The organism is Helicobacter pullorum, from assembly GCF_900638355.1.
Lineage (GTDB): Bacteria > Campylobacterota > Campylobacteria > Campylobacterales > Helicobacteraceae > Helicobacter_D > Helicobacter_D pullorum.
Window position 1 is genome coordinate 1,619,598 of record NZ_LR134509.1, and the last position, 21,810, is coordinate 1,641,407.

Genomic DNA, 21,810 nt, shown 5'->3' on the forward strand with positions numbered 1-21,810 from the left:
TTTATCTCCTCTTAGAATTTTTTGCTCTAGAATCTCGTTTGTTTTTAGAATCTTTATTGTTTCTATGCCCATTGTTTCGCTTTTTTGGAGAAGCATTGTTGGTTTTACTGGACATTCTCTTAGTTTCTTTTGTTCTTCTTTTGTCATTTTCTTGTAATTGCTTTTTGAAATGATACAAATCCTCTTTATCTAAACCAATTTTATTAGGTCCTAATACTTTATTATCTTGCAAAACCATAGAAAGCAATTTACAAACTAATTGAGTAATATCGATATTCGCGCGTATTTGCTCATAAACCCGCAATGCCTCATCTGTAATTTCGTATTTCACAATTTTTTCTAATAGATTCCCATCTTTTTTATCTAATGTATCTTGCAAATTAGGAATCTCATAAAGCTCGATTTTTGCCTTAGTGTTTTCTTTGATTCTTCGCAATTCTTTAAACTCCAAAGGCGTTGCTAATGTGATAGCCACCCCCTTTTTGCCTGCTCTGCCCGTCCTGCCTATACGATGCACATACGATTCGGGATTTAAAGGGATATGAAAATTAAAAACATGGCTCACTCCGCTAATATCTAATCCGCGTGCTGCAATATCTGTCGCTACCAAAATATTAACACTTGAATCCTTAAAAGCCTTGATGGATTTTTGACGCTCTCTTTGCTCCATATCCCCATGCAAAGCCCCAGCTTTATAGCCCCTATCTACAAGCCTCTCGCACAATAAATCCGCTTCCTTCTTCATACGCGTAAAAATGATGGCTTTGGTAGGCATTTCACTATCAATTAAACGCACAATCGCATCTTCACGCTCTTGTTCATTGATAATATAATAACGCTGAGAAATATCTTGATTGGTTGTATCACTAGGGGTAATTTTGACTAATTTTGGATTGTGCAATATTTTTTGCGCTAAATGTTTAATGGGTGTTGGCATTGTTGCAGAAAAAAGCAAAGTTTGACGCTCACTTGGCAAATAGCTAAAAATCTCTTCAATATCGTCTAAAAATCCCATATCAAGCATTTCATCTGATTCATCTAAAACCACTATTTGAGGGGCAAATTTCTTTAAACGCCCATTTCTTAAATGATCTAATAATCTGCCCGGAGTAGCAATAATAATTTGTGGTTTTTTAGCCAAAAGCTCAACTTGACGCTGAATAGGTTGTCCGCCAAAAAGCGAAACTGTCCGCACTTTGTTATATTTCCCAAGCTTAAAAATCTCATCTCCAATTTGCATCACAAGCTCTCTTGTTGGCGCAATCACTAATGCTTCAATACTTCCATTGTGTTTTAATCCATTTACAAGAGGCAACGCAAATGCTGCTGTCTTGCCTGTCCCTGTCTGTGCTTGAGCGATAACATCAAGTCCATCCAAAATTATTGGAATCACTTCTTTTTGAATCGGACTTGGCTCTCTAAATCCCACTTCCCTAATCCCATCTAATACTTTCTTTTTGAATCCAAAAATCCCAAACCCACTATTTACCATTTGTTTTTTTGTTGCTTTTTCCATTGTCAATCAATCACTTATTAAAATAAACTTGAGATTATAGCATAAACCCTCTATGCCTATTCAAAAAAACCAAAACGATTTTCCTTATCTTTAGGGGAAATCAAAACAAGTGGTGTTTTGGCATTATTTTTGAGAGATTTTACATCTTCGATGATGCCCTTGATATCTTTCCACAAATTTTGCCCATCAATATAAATCTTTTCAAATTGATACTCTCTAAGCAAGTGAAAATACACTATTTGCTTATACGCAACTTTTACCGAATAAAACTTGCTTTGCAAAAGTAGCTTAAGCTTCAGCCACAAAACCTCTTTTTCATCGGAAGTAACAATCAAAAAATATTTGCAATGCTCTTTTTTGATTTTTTCTACATGGCAATAAAGCAATGAATCTGCCTCGTTTAATCTTTCTTTGTTCAAATGCTCTAAATACTGCTCCATATAATACAAAATAGTAGGCGCTCTATCATTTTGCAAAGATTTAAAATAATTTTTTTGGTATGCCAAAGAATGTAGAGATTTTAAAAAAATCTTATCATCTAAATGTGTAATGCAAACATCTAAGCCTTCTTTGACTCTTTTGCAGATTCTTTGGTAAAACTGCCAAAATAAAACCTCAAAGATTTTATAATATTTCTCTTCAAAATCTCGCCTTAGAATCTCCAATTTTGAATATCTTGTTACAGCTTTTGTGCTATCTTGCAAAAGACTTTTTAACTCTTCTTGGAATCTTTCTTTTTTGGCTAGGCTTTTTTCTACTTCATTTTTATTTTGGATTCTTTTATCCAGCAACAAAATCTGTCCTCTTAGAAATTCAATTCGCCTAAGATAATAATTTTGGCTATTTTTTGCTTTGTCAATCGCTATAAGCAATGCTTGAAAATGGCATTGTTGTGCCAAAAAATGTTTCTCAAAAATATTTTTGATATTTAAATGGCTATAATGCTCAAAATCATTATAAGCAGATTCTAAACGCGCAATCACATTTAATTCATCAATAAATTCATCTTTAGAAATTGTTTTATCATTATAAAGCAAGCTATCTAATGCCTTCTGCCCAAAACGCTTAAAATGCACATAATCATACAAAACCGGCTCTTTAGGCAAAGAGAGATTATTCAAAAAAGTAATAGCCAAAATCTCTTGATAAAAATACCTTTCAATGATTTGGACAACTTCTAAAGTCAATGGGATATTTTGGAGATTATCATATTGTGTAGTTTTATAAATATTTTGCACAATATAATCCCTTTTATTGCTTTGCAGTGCTTCTAATTTCTCATCACTTTCATTTTTCCAAAAATCCATTTCAGTAACAAGATACTCTTTTTTGAAATCTTGAAATTTTGAAGCCTTGCAACTTGTGATTTTTTGGTATTCATCGCAACGAAACTCTACATACATTCCCACCATAGGGATTACCTTTTTATCATGCCAAGTTTCTTTGGTAAATTCAAAAAGCATTTTAGAGGAATTAATCACAACCCCTTTGCCATTGTTACTCAAATATCTAACAATCTTTCCATGCATAATTGTGCATACTTCCCCTATTCATTGTTTTTATACAATTTTATGTATTCCTTTTGCATCATTTCTTTTAGCTCTTCAAACCAATTTTCACCTTGTGGGATAAATGAAGGAAGATACTTTATGGTAAAAGGCGTGTTATTAAAACTCATCGCACCAATATCCAAACACTTTCTTGTGCCACAAAACACTATGGGTTGCACTTTCAAGCCAAAATGCTCTACCAACACTTTTGCACCACTTTTAAAGGGCAGGAATTTCTCTTCCCCTCTAGAGCGAGTCCCTTCTGGAAAAATACACAAAGTCCGACCATCTTTTAATCTATCTTGAGCTTCCCTCAACAAATGCACCAATTCTTTTTTGCTCTCACGATTGATTAAAATCATCTTTGGAGCTTTAAGTGCATGCCCATACAAAAATGGCTTTCCAAGTTCCTTTTTTGCAATCCAACACAAGTTATTTGAATGTGTTGCCTCCAAATAAATTACATCCATAAAACTTTGATGATTCATTACCAAAACTCTTGCTTCACAATCCATTTTACCTATGATTTTTGCCTTTACATTAAAAAGCCTTACAAAAAACAGGGCAGTGATTTTGCGAATCTTTCTATGAGATTTTTGAAAAATATACATAAAACCAATACAAAATGGAATGATAAGAGCAATGTAAATCATTGCACTTAATGCTCTAATTTTGGATATCATCTTCTTTTACCCACCCAATTCGTTCATCTTCTAATAATACTTTATAATACCCATGCCTATCTGCTAGGATTTTTACTTCTATAACATCTTTTGTTTTTAAAATAATTGTGGAATTAAAAGTGGGCTGAATCCGTATTTCAGCATCTGGCTTTAAGGATACTGCGGTTTTGATAGAAAGCAAATAAAACAAAACCGCCAAAACACAGATTCCAAGTATTAAGAAAATTATTTTTCTCTTATAAAAATATAGCCCAAAGAAAACAATAGCCAAGAAGATTGCGGCTAATATCTTATAAATCTGCAAAGTGTTTTTGGGCTTAATATCACTTTGAGTGCTAATGCGATCATCTTGAGAAAGATTCTCTACTTGCAATTCTACATATTTCTTGCTTTGAATGCTAAAATAATCAAATGAAAGAACTTCTAAGCTTTTTGGTACAATCACATAATAAAAAATCACAGATTCTTTGTAATCTCCGCTTTTGCTTTCTATGCCTTGTTGGGAATATGCTGCCAAATGAAAATCAAACAAATTTGCCATATTTCCTTGAATCTGCAACACCACAAGATTATTTTGTGAATCATAGCTCGTAATTTTTGTATCCAAAATTTGCAAATCTTGTGCAACAACTTGCGAATAAACCCCTTTCCTCTCTAGCACAATAGCCTTGCCCTCAATAGCTTGTGTAGCCTCTTTTGCTTCTCCCTCATTGGTTTTAACAACCACTTCAATTTTTGGAATTGTATAGCTAGGCTGTTTAATTTTAAAATAAAAAGTATTCTTAAGGCTAGAATCTTGATTTAAAATCCATTTTTCATCAGGATTTAGCACTTCGATGCTCTCATTTTCCAAAATAAAATTTGTTGTGATATTAGAATAATCACTAAAAATCAATAATTTCATTTCTATGGGAATAATTTGATTGACATATAAAATATCTTGGGGCGGATTAAGCAAGTTAAGATAGACATTTTTAGCCACCAAAGAAGGGTATTCTTCTGCATAATTTGAATTTGTTTTATTTTCCCTTGTAGTTTGTATTTCTTTTGATTCCAAAGCAGCACTATCTACAATAGAGCGATTCTTGGCTTTTATCTCCTCATCAATAAAAAGAGGATTAGAAGATTGATTAGGAATTTGCACTTTTTGTGCTGGAGAAAACTCTAATTTTTCTTGTGTAAGATTTTGAGGTGAAGAATCTTGTGAATCCGCCCCTTGTGGAAACATCGAAGTTTCTTGTGCAAAAAGCCCAACAACGCAAAACAAATAAAATAAAAACTTCATAGAATCTTCAAAAACCCTTGTAGCATTTTTAGCCCCTCATCACTACCCAAAATCTTTTCTACATACCTTTCTGGATGCGGCATAAGACCAAAAACATTTTTTTCTTTATTACAGATTCCTGCGATGTTTTTTATAGAACCATTTTGATAATCCACATATTCTAGTAATATTTGCCCATTTTTTTCTAGCTCTTTTAAACCCTCATTATCTATATAATAGTTCCCATCGGCATTGGCAATAGGTATCCTAACTTCATCGCCTTTGTGAAAATTCTGCAAAAATACATTGTCATTATTTACAACTCTTAAAAGCACATTTTTAGATGAAAAATGCAAATTTTCATTACGCTTCATTGCGCCAGGCAATAATCCACTCTCCAAAAGTATCTGGAATCCATTACAAATTCCAAGCACATAACCACCATTATTTGCAAAAGTAATCACATCTTGCATAATAGGCGAAAACCTGGCAATTGCCCCACTTCTCAAATAATCCCCATAGCTAAATCCGCCCGGAATCACAACAAGTTTTGTATCCTTTGGCAATTCCTTTTCTTGATGCCAAACAATCTTTGTAGGGACATCTAGCAAAGAAAAGGCATGCTCCATATCATATTCACAATTAGTTCCCAAAAACTGCAATATTGCAACACTCATCTTTACATCTTTATAGTATAATTTTCAATTACAGTATTTGCAAGCAGAGATTCACACATTACTTCTACTTCCTTTTGGATAGCTGCTCTATCTTCTCCTGCAATTTCTAGAGTAATCACCTTACCCACTTTAACCTCTTTAATATCCTTATGCCCTAAAGATTCAAGTGCATGTCCAATTGCTTTCCCTTGCGGATCAAGAACTCCGTCTTTTAATGAAACTATTACTTCTACTTTCATTTTAAAACCTTAAGATAATATTCTTTTTAAAACTTCTTCATAAGCCATTTTTACATTGCCCAAATCTTGTCTAAATCTATCTTTATCGAGCTTTTCTTTTGTATCTTTATCCCAAAAACGACAAGAATCTGGAGTAATTTCATCTGCTAATAAAATATTTCCTTCTTTATCCACGCCAAACTCTAGTTTAAAATCTACTAGCAATAAATTTTTAGAATCAAAAAATTGACGCAATACCTCATTAACCTCTCGCCCAATTTTACGCAAAATATCCAAAGATTCTACACTTTTGACACATTTTAAAATCAACGCATGTTCATCATTAATCAATGGATCCCCAAGTGCATCATCTTTATAATAAAATTCCACAAGCACAAAGGGTAATTTCTCCCCATCTTTGATACCAAGTCTTTTACTCAAAGAACCTGTTGCGATATTTCTTACCACAACTTCAATAGGAATAATCTGCACCCTTTTACACAGCATTAGATTCTCACCCAAAGTATCCACATAATGCGTCTGAATGCCATTTTTCCCCAAAAGCTTAAAAATCTCTGTTGATATTTTACAATTCAAAGCCCCCTTGCCCGCTTCTGTTCCTCTTTTTTCTGCATTAAAAGCAGTTAAATCATCTTTAAATTCTGCAATTACGAGATTTTCATCACTTGTATTAAAAAGCTTTTTGCCTTTACCCTCATACATCATTTCTTTTTGTTCAACTTGCATTTCTCCTCCTTTAATCAATTACTTTAAATACCTTTAAAGTATCAATTGCACTTTTTAACTGAATATCTGAAAGTATTTTTTCTTTGGTAATGATATTTTTATCATTTTTATCTGCTTTTTTGGTGGTTTTTCCATCAACTTTTTGCAATTCACCCTCTAAATGCTTTTGTAAATCCGCTTCTTTGATGCTAAATTTATCATCATCTGTTGGAACTGCTCCTGGTGCTACCTCAACATCTGGAGTTACCCCTACAGCCTGAATCGTCCTTCCACTAGGTAGATAATATCTTGCAATTGTAAGTCGCAAAGCTTCTTTTTCTTCTGTTGGCAAAATCACCTGCACACTTCCTTTGCCAAATGTTGTTTCGCCCACAAGCACGCCTCGCTTATTATCTTGAATCGCTCCTGCTACAATCTCACTTGCACTTGCACTTCCATTATTTACAAGCACCACCAAAGGCACTTTTGGATAAGGCGTATTTTTGCTTGCTCTATACACAATATCTTCATCTTTCACACGCCCTTTTTGAGAAACAATAATGCCATCTTGGATAAACAAATCACTTAATTCAACCGCTTGATTCAAAAGTCCGCCCGGATTATTTCGCAAATCTAGCACGATTCCATCAATTTGCTTAAACTTCTTTAATTCCTCTTCCACTCTTTGGCTTACTTTTTTGTCAAATGAAGTTACACGCACATAAACATAATTTGTATCTTCAATGCCTCTAACATAAACGCTTTCTACTTTAATATTATCCCTTGTAATGTCAAACACCATTGGTTTTTGCACATTTTTTCTTACAATGGTTAATTGCACTTTGGTATTAGGCTTTCCCCTCATTCGATTAACTGCTTCATCAATCCCCATATTCAAAGTGCTTTCATCATTGATTTTTAAGATAATATCGCCACTTTTTAATCCTACCTTATCTCCGGGTGTCCCCTCAATAGGAGCGATGATTGTCAATGCACCTTCTTTTAAGCCTATTGTGATTCCAATGCCCCCAAACTCACCATTAGTTTGGATTTTTAACTCTTCAAATTTCTTTTCATCCAAATAAGCTGAATGTGCATCAAGATTAGACAATAGCCCATCAATAGCTTTATCTACAATCTCATTAAGCGTTAATTCATCAACATAATATTTTTCAACAGTCCCTATAACCTTACGCAATTTATTATAAGCTTCAAGCCTAGATTCTTCTTTGACTTCTTCTTTAGCAAATGCTACTGAATGCGCCAAAAAAGAAATCGCTAAAACCGCTAATAAAGGGCGAAAAAACTTTTTTATATCTACTTTCATCATACTGCACCTAAGTTAAATTTAATTGCTGTGATTGTAACTCAATATCTCTAAAATAAAAATTAGTTTCTAATCCTTTTGTGAGAGTTTATTTTGCTTTTGATGATAAAGATGAATATAAAGCTGCAAAACCTCCAAACTAGCTGGGGTAACACCGCTTATTTCACTCGCTTCAAATAAACTTTTAGGGGTAAATTTTTTGAGCTTTTCTATCACTTCCAAACTCAACCCCGGAATCCCATCAAAACTAAAATCTTGCGGAATCTTGATACTTAGCATTTTATCCATATTGTCAATTAAATTTTGTTGCTTTTCTATATAATTTGCATATTTTGCTTCTATTAATATCTCTTCTAATGCACGCTCTGAAAGCCCCACAAAAGGTGTTGGAATAATCTCACAAATCTTCAAAAGCTTATGTATATCAAAACTTCTACGACTAGCAATAGTTCTCCAAGTTGTTTTATCGCTAATTTTTTCTTCACCAATCAAATCCAAAAATGCCAATATCTCATTTGTTGGGGTAATAGTTGTAGAATTTAACCATTCTATCCCCTCCATAATTGCCTTTTTATCTCTTAATAATTCTTGATATTCATCTTCTTGCATTAAACCCAAATTGTAAGCCAATTCTCCAAGCCTAAAAATTGCATTGCCCTCACGCAAAAGCAAGCGATATTCTGCCCTTGAGCTAAACATTCTATAAGGCTCTTTGGTGCCTTTTGTCACCAAATCATCAATCATCACGCCAATATAAGCTTCATTTCGCTTAAGTATAATTTCCTCTCTTCCTTGCACGCTAAGACTTGCATTAATCCCAGCAAAAATCCCTTGTGCAGCAGCCTCTTCATAACCAGTTGTTCCATTAATCTGTCCTGCACAATAAAGATTTTTGTATTTTTTAGTTTCTAAAGTGTGTTTTAGCTCTGTTGGATTCACATAATCATACTCAATGGCATAACCATAACGCACAATCTCTGCATTTTCTAATCCCTCTATGCTATGTATCATTTCTTCTTGTATATCAAAGGGCAAGGAAGTTGTTAAGCCATTGATATAATATTCATTAGCCTCTAGTGTTTGTGGCTCTAAAAACAATTGATGCCTTTCTTTATCGCTAAAACGATTTACCTTGTCTTCGATACTAGGACAATAACGCGGTCCAATCCCTTCAATTTGCCCTATAAACATAGGCGCTCTATGAAAATTATTTCTAATAATTTCATGGGTTTTGGCATTTGTGTAAGTTACATAGCAAGGAAGTTGAGTGGGAGAAAATTCTTGATTGCCTAATTCTTTTTGGGTTTGCTTGCTAAAATAAGGAGTGGGTATGTCTCCATAATGTTTTTCTAATATTGCAAAATTAATACTACTTGCCTTAATCCTCGCACAAGTACCAGTTTTTAATCTCCCCACTTCAAGCCCCATTTCACGCAAACAATCTCCAAGTTCCATAGCAGGTGGCTCTCCAGCTCTACCATTATTAGAAATATTCTCTCCAATATGAATCTTTCCACGCAAAAAAGTTCCAGTCGTTAAAATAACTTTTTTAGCACGATATTCCTTGCCAATGCTTGTTTTCACTCCCACTACACTTTGATTTTCCACAATAAGCGATTCTACAATTTGTTGAGAAATTTCAAGATTTTGGGTTTGGTAGCAAATCTCCCTTGCAATAATTTTGTATCTATCCATATCAATTTGCGCTCTTGTCCCTCGCACAGCAGGACCTTTTGAGGCATTTAGGGTGCGAAATTGAATCCCACACTTATCTGTGATATAGCCCATCACTCCACCCAAAGCATCGACCTCTTTTACCAAATGCCCTTTCCCCAAACCACCTACTGCAGGATTACAGCTTGCTGCCCCAATTTGCTCTACTAGTATAGTTAAAAGTAGCGTTTTGCAACCCATTTTTGCAGAGACAATAGAAGCTTCAATTCCAGCATGACCTCCGCCAATTACTATTACATCATAAATCATTTTATGCCTTAAAAGTTTTGTGCAAATTATAGCTAAAGCATTTTTTTAGAAAAATAAAATCAAAAATTATCCATTTTACTCTTGACTTAGACTAACTCTCATTCTTTATAATTCCGCCTTTAAAATTCTAAACCCCACAAAATAAGGTTTATCAATGATTTCAAAATTTTTTATTAATCGCCCTGCATTTTCTGCAGTGATTTCTATTATAATTGTGATTGCGGGATTTTTGTGTATGTTTGCACTCCCCATAGAGCAATATCCCAAAGTAACTCCCACGCAAGTTATTGTAAGCGGAAGTTATCCCGGAGCAACTGCGCAAACAGTCTCTACAAGCGTTGTTAGCGTCCTAGAAAATAGCATTAATGGGGTAGAGGATATGATTTATATACAATCCTCATCTCCTTCAAGTGGAGCAAATTTCACCATTAATGTCTTTTTTAGCAATGAGGCTAATCCTGATATGGCTGTTGTCAATGTCAATAACCGCGTCCAATCTGTGCTTAGCCAACTCCCAAGCGAAGTCCAAAGACTAGGAATCACAGTCCAAAAAGGCTCAACAGCAGTTGTAGGACTCTATCATATTTATTCTAATAACCCAAACCACGATAAAATCTATATTGAAAACTATGCTCTTTTAAATGTCGTCGATGAACTTAAAAGAATCTCTGGAATCAATGTAGAATTATGGAGTTTGCAAACCTATGCTATGCGTATTTGGCTTGACCCAAACAAACTTCTTACCTACAATCTCACACCCCTAGAAGTAATTAGCAAAATCGAAGAGCAAAACTCACAATTTGCACCCGGAAAATTTGGGGCAGAGCCTATTGCACAAAGCGAATTTACTTACAATATCACCACCAAAGGTTTATTTACTAGCAAAGAAGAATTTGAAAATATCCTTATCCGCTCCAACCCCGATGGTTCTAGCCTTAGACTAAAAGATCTTGCAAGGATAGAATTAGGTGCGCAAGATTATTTGCAAAGCAATTTTTATAATGATATTCCCTCTGTGCCTATCCGAGTTACCTTGCAACCAGGAGCTAATATGCTAGAAGTCTCTAATGCTGTCAATGAGCAAATGGAGAGGCTTTCACAAAAATTCCCCGAAGGTATGCAATACTCAAACCCCTTTCGCCCCACAGAATTTATTACTGCTTCTATGGAAGAAGTAGTCAAAACATTTTTTGAAGCTATCATTTTAGTAGTGCTAGTAATTTATCTTTTTTTACAGAATCTAAGAGCTACAATTATCCCAGTTATTGCGATTCCTGTATCTATAATAGGAACATTTGCAGGACTTTATGCTTTTGGATTTTCTATCAATCTTCTTACACTCTTTGGGCTGATTTTGGCAATTGGAATTGTTGTTGATGATGCAATTATTGTCATTGAAAATGTCGAACGAATCATGCACACAGAACACCTCAATGTCAAAGAAGCCACAATCAAATCAATGAAAGAAATTACAGGACCTGTAATAGCTATTGTTTTGGTATTAAGTGCGGTATTTATTCCTGTGGCATTTATGGGAGGCTTTAGTGGAGAGATTTACAAGCAATTTGCAATTACTATTGTAATTTCAGTTGTAATTTCTGGCTGTGTGGCACTTTCTCTCACACCTGCTTTATGTGCGGTATTTTTAAAGCCCACGCACAAACCCGCCATTTATCCAGTGCGAAAATTCAACGAGCTTTTTGACAAACTTACCCTAAAATTTTCACTACAAGTTGGAAAGATTCTAAAAAGAGGATTGTTGTTTGTTTTGCTTTTTGGCGGAATCTTGTTTGCCACTTATGATTTATTCAAAAGAATCCCAACAAGCCTCGTCCCAGCAGAAGATATGGGCAATATTATAATCCATACAATTTTGCCAGAAGCCTCTTCACTCTCACGCACTACAGAGGCACAGAAGTTTTTAATCCAACAAGGGCTAGAACACCCCCTCATCACAGAAATGACTACAATTGCAGGATACAGCTTCTTAGCTGGCAATTTCAAAACAAGTGGAGGGGTAGCTTTTTACCGCCTTATTGATTGGAATGAACGAAAAGGCAAAGGGCAAAGCGATAGAGAAATCATAGAATCTTTTGGCAATCATCTCAAATCCTACCCAAATGCAAACTTTCTACTAATGCAAGCCCCCACAATTATCGGTTTTGATTCAAGTGGCATTAATATCTATGTGCAAAGCAAAGAAGGTGGCAGTATGGAAGATTTAGAAAAATACACTCGTTTATTGATTGAAAAATCCCTACAAAGACCTGAAATTGGCAATATATTTACCTCTCTTGCTGTCAATACTCCACAATATGAAGTGACATTAGATAGAGAAAAAGCCAGTGCTTTAAATGTAAATATCAATGATGTATTCCGCACAATGCAAGTTACTTTTGGAAGTTATTATGTCAATAATTTTGAACTCTATAATCGCACTTTTAGAGTGATTACTCAAGCTGAACAAAACTTTAGGCAATCCCCACAAGACTTGCAAGATATTTTTGTCCGCTCTAGAGACAATCATTTAGTCCCTTTAAGCTCGCTACTTTCTTTTAAACGCACAATAGGTGCAGATATTGTCAATCGCTTCAATCTCTTTCCTGCTGCACAAGTAATAGGATTTCCAGCATTTGGATATTCTAGCGGAGATGCAATCAAGGCTTTAGAAGAAGTAGCCAAAGAGATTCTTCCTCAAGGTTATGAAATTGCCTATTCTGGTGCAACCTATCAAGAAAAAGTCAATGCCTCAAGTGGTAGCATAGCTTTTATTTTTGGACTTATTTTTGTTTTTTTGATTCTTGTTGCACAATATGAAAGATGGCTTATGCCACTAGCGGTGTTATCAGCTGTGCCATTTGGAGTATTTGGAGCGGCTTTAGCAACTTGGATTAGAGGATTGGACAATGATATTTTCTTCCAGGTTGGCTTGCTTGTTTTAATTGCACTAGCAGCAAAAAATGCAATTTTAATCATTGAATTTGCAATGCACCTAAGAGAAAAAGAGGGCTTAAGCATCATAGAATCCGCCATTGGTGCAGCCAAACTCAGATTCCGCCCTATTGTAATGACTTCTTTGGCTTTTACTTTGGGTGTATTACCCCTTGCTTTAAGCAGTGGTGCTGGGGCATTGAGCAGGCATTCTATTTCTACGGGTGTAATTGGTGGAATGCTTGCAGCAACCTTTTTGGCAGTCTTTTTTATCCCGCTTTTTTATATGTATCTAGCAAGATTTAGCGAATGGATAAAAAACAAACGAAAGGAATTAGGAATCTAAAATCCAAAATATTTTTAGATATAATTTTGCAACCACAAACAAGGATAAAAAATGCTAGAATTTGACATTCTAACCTTGGTTTTGCTTTTTGGGGCAGCGTTTTTGGGAGGATTTATTGATTCTATTGCTGGGGGTGGAGGCTCAATTACTCTACCGGCTCTTTTGTTATCAGGAATCTCCCCACTAGAAGCACTTGCTACTAACAAACTTCAAGGGGCTTTTGGGAGTTTTTCTGCCACGAGGCTTTTTTACAAAAAAGGCTACATCAATCTCAAAAAATGCTTGCCTTTTGCTATTTTAGCATTTGCTTTTTCCGCTCTAGGCACAATTAGTGTGCAGTTTATCAATTCTGCTTTTCTCTCAAAATTTCTACCCTTTTTTATTATTCTTTTTGGCTTTTATTTTCTCTTTTCCCCCAAAATCAAAGAAGAACAAAGAGCCACAAGATTCCATAAGGCTTATTTTCTCTTTGCTTTAGCTGGAATTGGTTTTTATGATGGTTTTTTGGGTCCGGGAACCGGCTCATTTTTGCTATTAGCCCTCATTGTTTTGGCGGGATATGGACTTACAAATGCTCTTGGGGAAGCTAAACTCTATAATTTTGCTACTAATCTTGCCTCGGTTATCTTCTTTGCCATTGGGGGCAATATGCTCTTTGGAGTTGGGCTAATGATGGCTTTGGGGCAGTTTATCGGAGCAAATCTTGGCTCTAGGGCAGCTATTAGATATGGCATTAAAATCATCAAGCCTCTAATTGTGATTGTTTCTTTTGCTATGGCAGCAAAACTTCTTTATGAACAATTCTAAGCCCCAAAAATCCCGTTTCAAACGCTCTTTGCAAACTCCACCACAAGTCATTTCAAAAGCACCACCATGCTCATCAAAACCTTTGATAAAATACCCAGAAAATTCTCAAAAATCCCCTTTGTGCCATCCTTTTGAACCCATTATCTTTAGCGATTCCAAAATCTTGATTCTAGGTTCTTTTCCCTCTGTGGCTTCAAGGCAAGAATCCTTTTACTACGCTCATAAACAAAATCGCTTTTGGAAAATCTTAGAGGGCTTGTTTGATTCTCCACTCCACAATCAACCCAAAGAATGCAAAATCGCCTTTCTAAAATCCCACCATATCGCACTCTTTGATATCACGCAAGAATGCTATATCCAAAACTCCAGTGATAGCACCCTAAAAATCCTCAAACCAAACCCCATTCATTCACTTATCCAAAACACGCAAATTCAAGTTATTTTTACCAACGGGCAAAAAGCCTCTAAGCTCTACTGCCAATTTTTCTATCATCAAGATTCTCCGCATTTTATCCCACTCCCACACATTCCCTTGCCCTCAAGTAGCCCCGCAAATGCCAAATACACTCTGCCTTTATTGCTTAGAGAATGGAGCAAGATTCTCCCTTATCTTACGACTTAGTCCATAAATTAGCCTTATAAGCTAATTTTGCCCACCAACCCAAAATCACTATTATTTTGCAAACCAAATCCCACCTCCAAATTTTTACACCCTCGCTTATAAGCAAATTTCACAAGCCATTCACAAACCAAATCCCCCAATCAAGCCAATTCTTAGCCACAAGTCCAAAAAGTCTTTACAAGCCCCATTTTTATTGCTACAATTCCCCAAAATTTACAAAAAGGCTATCTTTGGAATCTATCATCATCGAGCTTCTCACCTACCATTTGTGGCTTTGTATGCCACTCTTTTTGTTCCCGCTTGCCAATCTTTACGCACTGTTTTTCTTCCCCTCACACACCAAAAAGCTAAAGATTCTAGCCCTAGTCGCTCCTGCATATTATCTTTTTTTAAGTGCAAGCGTTTTTAGTGGTTTGGTTATTTGGGCAATGCTTGGTTTTGTTTTTAATTACAAGATTCTAGCTATGCTTATTATTTGGCTAATTGTTTTTATCTTTGAAATCAAACGCCACAAAAAACAAAAACTCATTAGAGTGGAGGCGGATTTCAGCATTAGAGAGGCTTTCTTTAAATGGGCTAAAACAAAATATCTTTTTGATTTTTGTGCGTTTGGATTAATCTTTATTTTATGGAGTTAAAATGCAATTTATCATTCACAAAAACGCAGGTGAGGCGACACTCAAACTAGAGGGCGAGACCTACCACCACATTTTCCAATCAAGACGCACCAAAAAATCTGAATCACTCCATTTAAGAAATCTAAAAGATTCTAACCTTTATACCTATAATATTACAAATCTCTCCAAAAAAGACGCTACTTTAACCCTGCGATCATCACAAAACATGCCGCTTAAAAATCCACCCAAAGGACACTTAATATGGGCGATGATAGACCCAAAAAATATTGAAAAAACACTCCCTTTTTTAAACGAACTCAATCTCCAAAAAATTACCTTTTTTTATGCCGAATATTCACAAAAAAACTTCAAACTTAACTTAGAACGAATCCAAAGAATCTTGGAAAATTCCTGCGAACAATGCGGACGAATCACACTTTTAGAAATTGAAATTTTGGAAAATCTGCAAGAGGTTTTGGAGAAATACCCAAATGCTGGAGTTTTGGACTTTGGGGGAGAGAAACTAAAATGTAGCCTAGAGATTCCTATTTTGGTTGGCACAGAGGGAGGATTTAGCCCAAAAGAAAGGGAAGCACTAAAAAACAATCCCAAATACACCGCCACTTCCTGCAATATCTTGCGTAGCGAAACTGCCGCAATTTATGCAATAGCGAGAGTTTTATAATTCTAACTCAATGTAAATATATTTGATTTATCCCTTACCTTTTTCCCAAAATACAATCAACAAAACTTAAATTTACAGCATTTATTTTAAAACAATCCTTTACATAAAAATCAAAAAATGGTATATTTATATTTAACCAAAATTAAATTTTCAAAAAGAGATAGAATGCAATCCACAACCCAAACAACAAAAACCAAAAAAGCTTTTACAATGCTAGAATTAGTATTTATCTTAGTCATTTTAGGCATTTTGGCTGCTGTGGCAATCCCAAAAATTTCTGCAAGCAGAGATGATGCAAAACTTGTGGCTCTAAAAAGCGATATTAACACCTTAAAAAGCTCATTCCCAGCTTACTTTCTCTCGCAAGGGCAAGGCACTTTTAATAGCGCCATTAGCCTTAGTGCTTCAAACTGGAATCTAGGGGATTTTGCCATTTCTACCACCCTAGAATCTAGCAATGGCAGTGCGTGTGTGAGTGCAAAACTGCTAAATTCTTCCAATGGACCTCAAGCTACAAATCCAAATCAAGCCCGCTTTTTAGAAATTAGCACCACCACCACACCCAATTCCAATGGGGACACTTGCGAAAAACTCATCTACCAGCTTGATTTAAATCCTTCTACACCACTAATTATTCCTCTTTTGAGCAACTCTATTGTATTTTAAACGCAGTGCCTTTAGTCTTTTGGAGATTATTTTGGCACTTATTTTGCTTGGCATTTTACTTAGCTTTGCCCTTCCAAAAGTTTTCAATTACCAACAAAGTGCGTGCGACAAAAAACTGCAACTCCAAGTTTTTAATTTTAAAACCGCTTTGAGAACTCAAATAAAAACACAAAATACGCAAAACCCCTCTATTGACCTACAAAAACTCTATGATACTCTTGATATGCACCCTAGCACTTGCTACTTTGAAACACAAAAAAATGGCTTTATAGGCATTAATCAAGATAAAAAAGTCTATTTTATAATAAAAAATGGGATTTTAGAATGTGAGCATACAAAAAGCGCCACTTTGCACAATGGAGAATCCTACTGCGATATTTTCTAAAGCTTTCTAATCACCATTAAAAGTAAGAATAGCAGAACCCCAAGTTAAACCCCCACCAAAGGCATCAAGCAACAATTTAGAGCCATTTTTGATTCTTCCTTCTTGATAATAATCATTGATTGCCATAGGTATAGAAGCAGCAGATGTATTGCCATATTTATGCACTGTTTTTACCACTTTATCACTTGGAAATTCCAAAGCCTCTCCCACAGCAGAGATAATGCGAGAATTTGCTTGGTGTGGGATAAAAAAATCAATATCATCTTTTGTAAGATTATTAGCCTTCATAATCTCTATAACATCATTAGTTAATGTTTTCACGGCAATCTTAAATGTCTCATTGCCTTTCATTTTGATAAATTGCAGTCTTTCCTCCAACATTCTTGCATTAGCTGGGTTTCTACTCCCACAGCCCGGCGTCATCAAGAAATCTTGGTATGCTCCATTAGAAGCAACCCTAACATCCAAAATTGCAGCCTCTTTATCTTCTGTGGCACTAATTATAGCAGCTCCAGCACCATCACCAAACAATACACAAGTGCTTCTATCTTGCATATCTATTATGCTTGAGAGTTTTTCAGCACCAACGATTAAAATATTTTTATAAGCTTTGGATTCTATCAATGATTTTGCTAAAGCAAGCAAATAGATAAACCCACTACAAGCTGCAGAAATATCAAAAGCCGGTTTATTAATAATACCAAGATTATTTGCCACCACACAGGCAGTTGATGGCATACAAAAAAAATCGGGAGAAATGGTTGCTAAAATCACCATATCAATTTGCTCTGGATTGAGTTTAGCTCTTTGAAGTGCGATTCTAGCTGCCTTTGTAGCCAAATCACTCGTGGCTTCAGCAGCCTCTGCGAATCTCCGCTCTTTGATTCCTGTTCTTTTTTGTATCCACTCATCGCTTGTATCTACGATTTTTGACAAATCATCATTAGTGATAATTTTGCTTGGAACATAAGCACCAATGGAGTTTAAAGCTGCATAGATTTTTTTCTCCATTGTTCCTCCGCTTTTTAATCTTTGTATTTTTCTAAAGATTCTAAAATCTTATCATTGATGCCATTTTCAATCGTAGCAATAGCCTGAAAAATCGCATTTTTCATAGCTTTGGCATTACTCTTACCATGGCAAATAATAACATTCCCATCAATTCCAAGAAGTGGCGCTCCACCATACTCTGCATAGTCGATTTGTTTTTTTAATTTCTTAAAAACACCCTTCAAAAATAAAGCACCAAATAAGCTAATAGGTGAAGCCTTAATGTATTTTTTCAAAAGATAAACAATAGAATCTGCCACACCTTCACTTGTTTTTAAAACTACATTGCCCACAAAACCATCACAAACAACCACTTCAACAGAAGAATCAAAAATATTATTTCCCTCGATATTACCAAGAAAATTAGGATGTGTTTTGAGGAGTTCAAAGGCAGCCTTGCTCGTCTCATTTCCCTTGCACTCTTCCTCTCCATTAGTGAGAAGTCCGATTCTTGCGTTAGGGTATTTTAAAATCCATTTTGCATATTCATACCCCATCACGCCAAATTCAAAAAGATTCTCAGGCTTACAATCCACATTTGCACCTGCATCAATAACCAAACTTTTATTGCCATCTATACGCGGCATTAAAGTGCAAATTGCAGGTCTATTGATACCTTTTAAACGCCCAATCTTCAAAGTTGCCAAACTCATTGTAGCACCACTATGCCCAGCAGACACTACCGCATCAACTTGCTTACTTTTTAACATTTCCATAGCAACATAAATGGAACTTTCTTTTCGCTTCAAAGCAGCAGTTGCACTATCATCCATCGCAATGAAATCATCACAATGGACAATCTTAACTTCTTTGCTTACTTGTGCAGGTATCAAAGGTGCAAGAATCTTCTCATCACCAATCAAAACCAAAGAAAAATCTTTCTCCTTCAATGCCCACAAGGCACCTTCTACAAGAGGCGAAGCACCGAAGTCTCCACCCATTGCATCTACAGCAATTCTCACTCTTATAGCCTATAATTATTGATTTTTATAATTTCCAGTAAATTTATTTACCCTATGTGGCATTTTCCATGTGCCATCTTTATCTTTTACCGGCATTGCCAAGGTAATTTTATAATGTGTTCTTCTCTTTGCTGCTCTTGTTTTACTTACGCGTCTCTTTGGTACTGCCATTTTATTCTCCTTATTCTTTGATATGATAATCACAACGAATCATTTCTAATTCGCTTCTTAAAATTTCTTCCAAATCAATTTGTCCATTCTCACATTCGACAATATCTTCAAAATGCTCGCTGTCCAAATCAATCTGCCCATTACTTAGATAAAATTCTAAATCCTCATTAAGCTCTTCATTGTATGATTCTCCACTCAAATCACAGACAAGCTCAATTGTTCCTCTTATTGTTCCACAAAGTTTGATGAATTCTCTATGACTGCTATCATAAGCCAAAACCCCTTCAAACTTTATTGCATCTTTTTCTATAAAAAATGGAATTTTCTCTCCATTTTTACAGCTCTGAAATGCCCTATTAAAAGGAATCTTGTTCAATTAGCAAATTTCTCTTTCTGCAAAGAAGAATCGAATCTCTTTTTCTGCATTTTCCAAGCTATCGCTTCCATGGACTGCATTAGCATCAATACTTTCAGCAAAATCTGCTCGGATTGTCCCTGCTGCTGCTTCTTTAGGATTAGTAGCACCCATTAATTCGCGATTTTTAGCAACCGCATTGAGCCCTTCTAAAACCATTACAACCACAGGACCGCTTACCATAAATGCTACCAAATCATTAAAAAATGGTCTGCTTTTGTGGATAGCATAAAACTCTTGTGCATCGCATTCGCTTAACTGCACTTTCTTCATTGCCGCGATTCTTAAGCCATTGCTTTCAAATCTATCAACAATTTTGCCAATTACATTCTTTTTGACAGCATCAGGCTTGATAATGGATAATGTCTGCTCCATTTTTGCTCCTAGTTTAACCCAAATTTTGGATTTTTATAAAATTAAGCGTGTTATTATACAAAAAAAACCTGCATTTAAAATTAAATCTTTTGGATTTTAGAATCTTTTTGGTGCTTTAATCCCCGATATTCTTAATTCCCTATAAAATCTTTCCACGCCAAAATTTGCCTTTTTATCAATTTTATAAGAAAGCACTTTTAAGTATTCTATAATGTCCTTTTTGGCTATTTTAGTATTTTTGGAAGCCTCATTTAAAAGATAATAAGGAATCTTAATATAGCTTTTGCTAAAAGCTTGAATAATCTTCTCACAAGATTTAAAATCCTTTCTCACACAAAGCCTTCCAAAAACAAAAGGTAATCCCCCCTTTTGATACCAATATTCCCCCATATCAATGTAGTTTTTTTCTCCTCGTGCTTTTTGTCTAAGCACCTCAAAAAGCGCCCTATCACCAATTAACACCCTACCCTTTAATCCCAAAACTTTTAAAAGTGCATTAGAAGTTGCAGATTGATAGTCACTCCCCTCTTTGCCTTGAATGCAAATCACACTCAAAACCTCTCGCTTAGCTACAATCCCGACTTGTGAGGCAAAGAATCTCTCGCTCTTAGCTCTCAATGCAGTAATAGATGAGACAAATCCAGCATCAATGCGTCCAAATAAAAATTCTTTATTTAATTTTGCTGGATAAGATTTATTTTTCCTATAAAATAGCATAAATTGCGAGGTTGTCGGATAAGAACGAATAAAAACCTCAAAAGGAAGAAGATTTAAATAATCAATTTTTCCAAAACGCATAATTTTCCTTAAAACACTAAACTTTTTGTGGATATTTTACACCAAAGTTTGTTAATTTTTTTGTTGTTTCTACTAAAACTTCAAATAAAGTAAGCTTTCAAAAAAATTTCTATAAAATAGCATAAAAAATTGGAGGAAATTATGAATCCCTTATTATTAGAAACCATCAAAAATCTTCCACCACTTCCTAGCACCGTAGAAGAATTACGCAATTACATTGATTCTAATGGAGCAAATTTGGAAATCAATAAAATTGCCACTATTATCTCCAAAGATCCTTTGTTGGTTGCAGAATTATTACGCCTTGCAAATTCCCCATTTTTTGGATTCTCAAGACAAGTTTCCACAATCCAACAAGTCATCTCTCTACTTGGAATCAATAATATCAAAAACATTGTATTAGCAAATTCTCTCAAATCCACTTTTCATATCGATGTTTCTCCCTATGGATTAAATACGGCAGATTTTCTCAATAATTGTTCCAAAGAAGTAGATTTCATTTCAAATTGGCTAAAAGAAGAAGATAAAGCTTTGGCAAATACTCTTGTGCCATGCGCCATGCTTTTGCGTCTAGGAATGATACTGCTTTCTGATATGCTTATTAAGTCCAACAAAAGCGAACAATTTCTACAAGAAAACAAAGCACATAACTTTCAAGATATCCACGAAATAGAAAATCACTATTGTGGCATTGATAGCATTTCATTTTTAGGATTCTTGTTTGATTATTGGAAATTTGATGAAATTCTCATTCAAAGTATCGCCCATATTGACAATCCTCATGCTGCTTCTAGCGAAATCAAAAAAAATGCTTATGCTCTAGCAATTACCAACTGCCTATTTGAACCTTATGCGCCTTTTAGCCTTTTTAACTCAAAAAAAGCTATTGCACTTTTAAACGAAGCAAAAAATCAAGAAATTAATTTTGATATGAGCAATTTCCTTGCTAATCTACCGCAAGAAGCCAAAAACAACTTAGCAAAAGAGATTGAAGATTAAACCCACCTTTAAAAGGTGGGAAGATAGAAGAATGCGA

Annotated in this window: 23 protein-coding genes; 8 read left to right on the forward strand and 15 right to left on the reverse strand. The window is 35.2% G+C overall.

All coding sequences use genetic code 11. The features are described 5' to 3' along the window. Position 1: 1 nt before the first annotated feature. From EL247_RS07855 to mnmG, 9 genes are all read right to left on the reverse strand, one after another. Positions 2–1,516: a DEAD/DEAH box helicase gene (locus EL247_RS07855; RefSeq protein ID WP_104745792.1), complete on the reverse strand. Its 1,515-nt coding sequence runs from the start codon at positions 1,514–1,516 to the stop codon at positions 2–4. Between the two features lie 56 nt (positions 1,517–1,572). After that, the gene (locus tag EL247_RS07860; RefSeq protein ID WP_104745726.1) at positions 1,573–3,045 is read right to left on the reverse strand and encodes a hypothetical protein; all 1,473 of its coding nucleotides are present in this window, start codon (positions 3,043–3,045) and stop codon (positions 1,573–1,575) included. Positions 3,046–3,062: 17 nt separating this feature from the next. Then, positions 3,063–3,749, reverse strand: coding sequence for a lysophospholipid acyltransferase family protein (locus tag EL247_RS07865; RefSeq protein ID WP_104745727.1), 687 nt, complete (start codon positions 3,747–3,749; stop codon positions 3,063–3,065). Beyond that, complete coding sequence (locus EL247_RS07870) at positions 3,733–5,034, reverse strand: SH3 domain-containing protein (RefSeq protein ID WP_232019756.1); 1,302 nt, start codon at positions 5,032–5,034, stop codon at positions 3,733–3,735. Before EL247_RS07870 ends, EL247_RS07865 begins: the two co-directional genes overlap by 17 nt. Next, positions 5,031–5,690, reverse strand: coding sequence for a phosphoribosylformylglycinamidine synthase subunit PurQ (gene purQ, locus EL247_RS07875; protein ID WP_060662851.1), 660 nt, complete (start codon positions 5,688–5,690; stop codon positions 5,031–5,033). The genes EL247_RS07870 and purQ overlap by 4 nt, the downstream gene beginning before the upstream one ends. Before the next feature lie 2 nt (positions 5,691–5,692). Then, a complete protein-coding gene (gene purS / locus EL247_RS07880; protein ID WP_054195168.1) occupies positions 5,693–5,929 on the reverse strand; it encodes a phosphoribosylformylglycinamidine synthase subunit PurS in 237 nt (78 codons plus the stop codon). 9 nt (positions 5,930–5,938) lie between these two features. Continuing rightward, the gene (gene purC, locus EL247_RS07885; protein WP_054195247.1) at positions 5,939–6,655 is read right to left on the reverse strand and encodes a phosphoribosylaminoimidazolesuccinocarboxamide synthase; all 717 of its coding nucleotides are present in this window, start codon (positions 6,653–6,655) and stop codon (positions 5,939–5,941) included. A 10-nt stretch (positions 6,656–6,665) separates the two neighbouring features. Further along, positions 6,666–7,964, reverse strand: a complete 1,299-nt coding sequence (locus EL247_RS07890) for a S41 family peptidase (protein WP_172594066.1) — start codon at positions 7,962–7,964, stop codon at positions 6,666–6,668. Positions 7,965–8,030: 66 nt separating this feature from the next. Beyond that, positions 8,031–9,944 (reverse strand): tRNA uridine-5-carboxymethylaminomethyl(34) synthesis enzyme MnmG, encoded by a 1,914-nt coding sequence (gene mnmG / locus EL247_RS07895; protein WP_005021502.1) that lies wholly within the window; start codon positions 9,942–9,944, stop codon positions 8,031–8,033. 154 nt (positions 9,945–10,098) lie between these two features. Here mnmG and EL247_RS07900 point away from each other — a divergent pair, with 154 nt between their 5' ends. From EL247_RS07900 to EL247_RS07930, 7 genes are all read left to right on the forward strand, one after another. Further along, entirely contained in the window at positions 10,099–13,221 is a 3,123-nt protein-coding gene (locus EL247_RS07900) for an efflux RND transporter permease subunit (RefSeq protein ID WP_172594067.1), read from the forward strand. A gap of 51 nt (positions 13,222–13,272) precedes the next feature. Next, positions 13,273–14,028 carry a TSUP family transporter gene (locus tag EL247_RS07905; RefSeq protein WP_126442176.1) on the forward strand — a complete coding sequence of 252 codons (756 nt, stop codon included), beginning with the start codon at positions 13,273–13,275 and terminating at the stop codon, positions 14,026–14,028. Then, positions 14,015–14,650 carry a DNA-deoxyinosine glycosylase gene (locus EL247_RS07910; protein WP_324809158.1) on the forward strand — a complete coding sequence of 212 codons (636 nt, stop codon included), beginning with the start codon at positions 14,015–14,017 and terminating at the stop codon, positions 14,648–14,650. The genes EL247_RS07905 and EL247_RS07910 overlap by 14 nt, the downstream gene beginning before the upstream one ends. A 230-nt stretch (positions 14,651–14,880) precedes the next feature. Then, positions 14,881–15,288: a hypothetical protein gene (locus EL247_RS07915; protein WP_054195172.1), complete on the forward strand. Its 408-nt coding sequence runs from the start codon at positions 14,881–14,883 to the stop codon at positions 15,286–15,288. A 1-nt stretch (position 15,289) separates the two neighbouring features. Continuing rightward, on the forward strand, positions 15,290–15,952 hold the full coding sequence (locus tag EL247_RS07920; RefSeq protein WP_126442177.1) for a 16S rRNA (uracil(1498)-N(3))-methyltransferase: 663 nt from the start codon (positions 15,290–15,292) through the stop codon (positions 15,950–15,952). 165 nt (positions 15,953–16,117) lie between these two features. Then, a complete protein-coding gene (locus EL247_RS07925) occupies positions 16,118–16,618 on the forward strand; it encodes a type II secretion system protein (RefSeq protein ID WP_005021519.1) in 501 nt (166 codons plus the stop codon). Next, on the forward strand, positions 16,608–17,003 hold the full coding sequence (locus tag EL247_RS07930) for a prepilin-type N-terminal cleavage/methylation domain-containing protein (RefSeq protein ID WP_054195175.1): 396 nt from the start codon (positions 16,608–16,610) through the stop codon (positions 17,001–17,003). Before EL247_RS07925 ends, EL247_RS07930 begins: the two co-directional genes overlap by 11 nt. Before the next feature lie 6 nt (positions 17,004–17,009). Here the strand turns inward: EL247_RS07930 and EL247_RS07935 are convergent, their stop codons facing one another. The 6 genes from EL247_RS07935 to EL247_RS07960 form a co-directional block, all read right to left on the reverse strand. Beyond that, positions 17,010–18,014 carry a beta-ketoacyl-ACP synthase III gene (locus EL247_RS07935; protein ID WP_060662857.1) on the reverse strand — a complete coding sequence of 335 codons (1,005 nt, stop codon included), beginning with the start codon at positions 18,012–18,014 and terminating at the stop codon, positions 17,010–17,012. Positions 18,015–18,028: 14 nt separating this feature from the next. Beyond that, a complete protein-coding gene (gene plsX / locus EL247_RS07940; protein WP_081003337.1) occupies positions 18,029–19,015 on the reverse strand; it encodes a phosphate acyltransferase PlsX in 987 nt (328 codons plus the stop codon). Positions 19,016–19,030: 15 nt separating this feature from the next. After that, positions 19,031–19,186: a 50S ribosomal protein L32 gene (rpmF, locus tag EL247_RS07945; RefSeq protein ID WP_005021523.1), complete on the reverse strand. Its 156-nt coding sequence runs from the start codon at positions 19,184–19,186 to the stop codon at positions 19,031–19,033. 10 nt (positions 19,187–19,196) lie between these two features. Next, on the reverse strand, positions 19,197–19,562 hold the full coding sequence (locus EL247_RS07950; protein WP_054197929.1) for a YceD family protein: 366 nt from the start codon (positions 19,560–19,562) through the stop codon (positions 19,197–19,199). Further along, the gene (gene ndk / locus EL247_RS07955) at positions 19,563–19,976 is read right to left on the reverse strand and encodes a nucleoside-diphosphate kinase (RefSeq protein WP_005021525.1); all 414 of its coding nucleotides are present in this window, start codon (positions 19,974–19,976) and stop codon (positions 19,563–19,565) included. It lies immediately after the preceding gene. A 96-nt stretch (positions 19,977–20,072) separates the two neighbouring features. Further along, entirely contained in the window at positions 20,073–20,774 is a 702-nt protein-coding gene (locus EL247_RS07960; protein WP_104745729.1) for an MqnA/MqnD/SBP family protein, read from the reverse strand. A 141-nt stretch (positions 20,775–20,915) separates the two neighbouring features. On the opposite strand from EL247_RS07960, the gene EL247_RS07965 reads away from it, so the two are divergent. Continuing rightward, positions 20,916–21,773: an HDOD domain-containing protein gene (locus EL247_RS07965; RefSeq protein WP_005021527.1), complete on the forward strand. Its 858-nt coding sequence runs from the start codon at positions 20,916–20,918 to the stop codon at positions 21,771–21,773. The last annotated feature ends 37 nt before the right edge of the window (positions 21,774–21,810 follow it).

What these genes read in the sequence shown, in the direction of transcription:
- EL247_RS07855 (WP_104745792.1), bottom strand. Translation starts at nt 1,516, where the DNA reads ATGGAAAAAGCAACAAAAAAACAAATGGTAAATAGTGGGTTTGGGATT.
- EL247_RS07860 (WP_104745726.1), bottom strand. Translation starts at nt 3,045, where the DNA reads ATGCATGGAAAGATTGTTAGATATTTGAGTAACAATGGCAAAGGGGTT.
- EL247_RS07865 (WP_104745727.1), bottom strand. Translation starts at nt 3,749, where the DNA reads ATGATATCCAAAATTAGAGCATTAAGTGCAATGATTTACATTGCTCTT.
- EL247_RS07870 (WP_232019756.1), bottom strand. Translation starts at nt 5,034, where the DNA reads ATGAAGTTTTTATTTTATTTGTTTTGCGTTGTTGGGCTTTTTGCACAA.
- purQ (WP_060662851.1), bottom strand. Translation starts at nt 5,690, where the DNA reads ATGAGTGTTGCAATATTGCAGTTTTTGGGAACTAATTGTGAATATGAT.
- purS (WP_054195168.1), bottom strand. Translation starts at nt 5,929, where the DNA reads ATGAAAGTAGAAGTAATAGTTTCATTAAAAGACGGAGTTCTTGATCCG.
- purC (WP_054195247.1), bottom strand. Translation starts at nt 6,655, where the DNA reads ATGCAAGTTGAACAAAAAGAAATGATGTATGAGGGTAAAGGCAAAAAG.
- EL247_RS07890 (WP_172594066.1), bottom strand. Translation starts at nt 7,964, where the DNA reads ATGATGAAAGTAGATATAAAAAAGTTTTTTCGCCCTTTATTAGCGGTT.
- mnmG (WP_005021502.1), bottom strand. Translation starts at nt 9,944, where the DNA reads ATGATTTATGATGTAATAGTAATTGGCGGAGGTCATGCTGGAATTGAA.
- EL247_RS07900 (WP_172594067.1), top strand. Translation starts at nt 10,099, where the DNA reads ATGATTTCAAAATTTTTTATTAATCGCCCTGCATTTTCTGCAGTGATT.
- EL247_RS07905 (WP_126442176.1), top strand. Translation starts at nt 13,273, where the DNA reads ATGCTAGAATTTGACATTCTAACCTTGGTTTTGCTTTTTGGGGCAGCG.
- EL247_RS07910 (WP_324809158.1), top strand. Translation starts at nt 14,015, where the DNA reads ATGAACAATTCTAAGCCCCAAAAATCCCGTTTCAAACGCTCTTTGCAA.
- EL247_RS07920 (WP_126442177.1), top strand. Translation starts at nt 15,290, where the DNA reads ATGCAATTTATCATTCACAAAAACGCAGGTGAGGCGACACTCAAACTA.
- EL247_RS07925 (WP_005021519.1), top strand. Translation starts at nt 16,118, where the DNA reads ATGCAATCCACAACCCAAACAACAAAAACCAAAAAAGCTTTTACAATG.
- EL247_RS07935 (WP_060662857.1), bottom strand. Translation starts at nt 18,014, where the DNA reads ATGGAGAAAAAAATCTATGCAGCTTTAAACTCCATTGGTGCTTATGTT.
- rpmF (WP_005021523.1), bottom strand. Translation starts at nt 19,186, where the DNA reads ATGGCAGTACCAAAGAGACGCGTAAGTAAAACAAGAGCAGCAAAGAGA.
- ndk (WP_005021525.1), bottom strand. Translation starts at nt 19,976, where the DNA reads ATGGAGCAGACATTATCCATTATCAAGCCTGATGCTGTCAAAAAGAAT.
- EL247_RS07960 (WP_104745729.1), bottom strand. Translation starts at nt 20,774, where the DNA reads ATGCGTTTTGGAAAAATTGATTATTTAAATCTTCTTCCTTTTGAGGTT.
- EL247_RS07965 (WP_005021527.1), top strand. Translation starts at nt 20,916, where the DNA reads ATGAATCCCTTATTATTAGAAACCATCAAAAATCTTCCACCACTTCCT.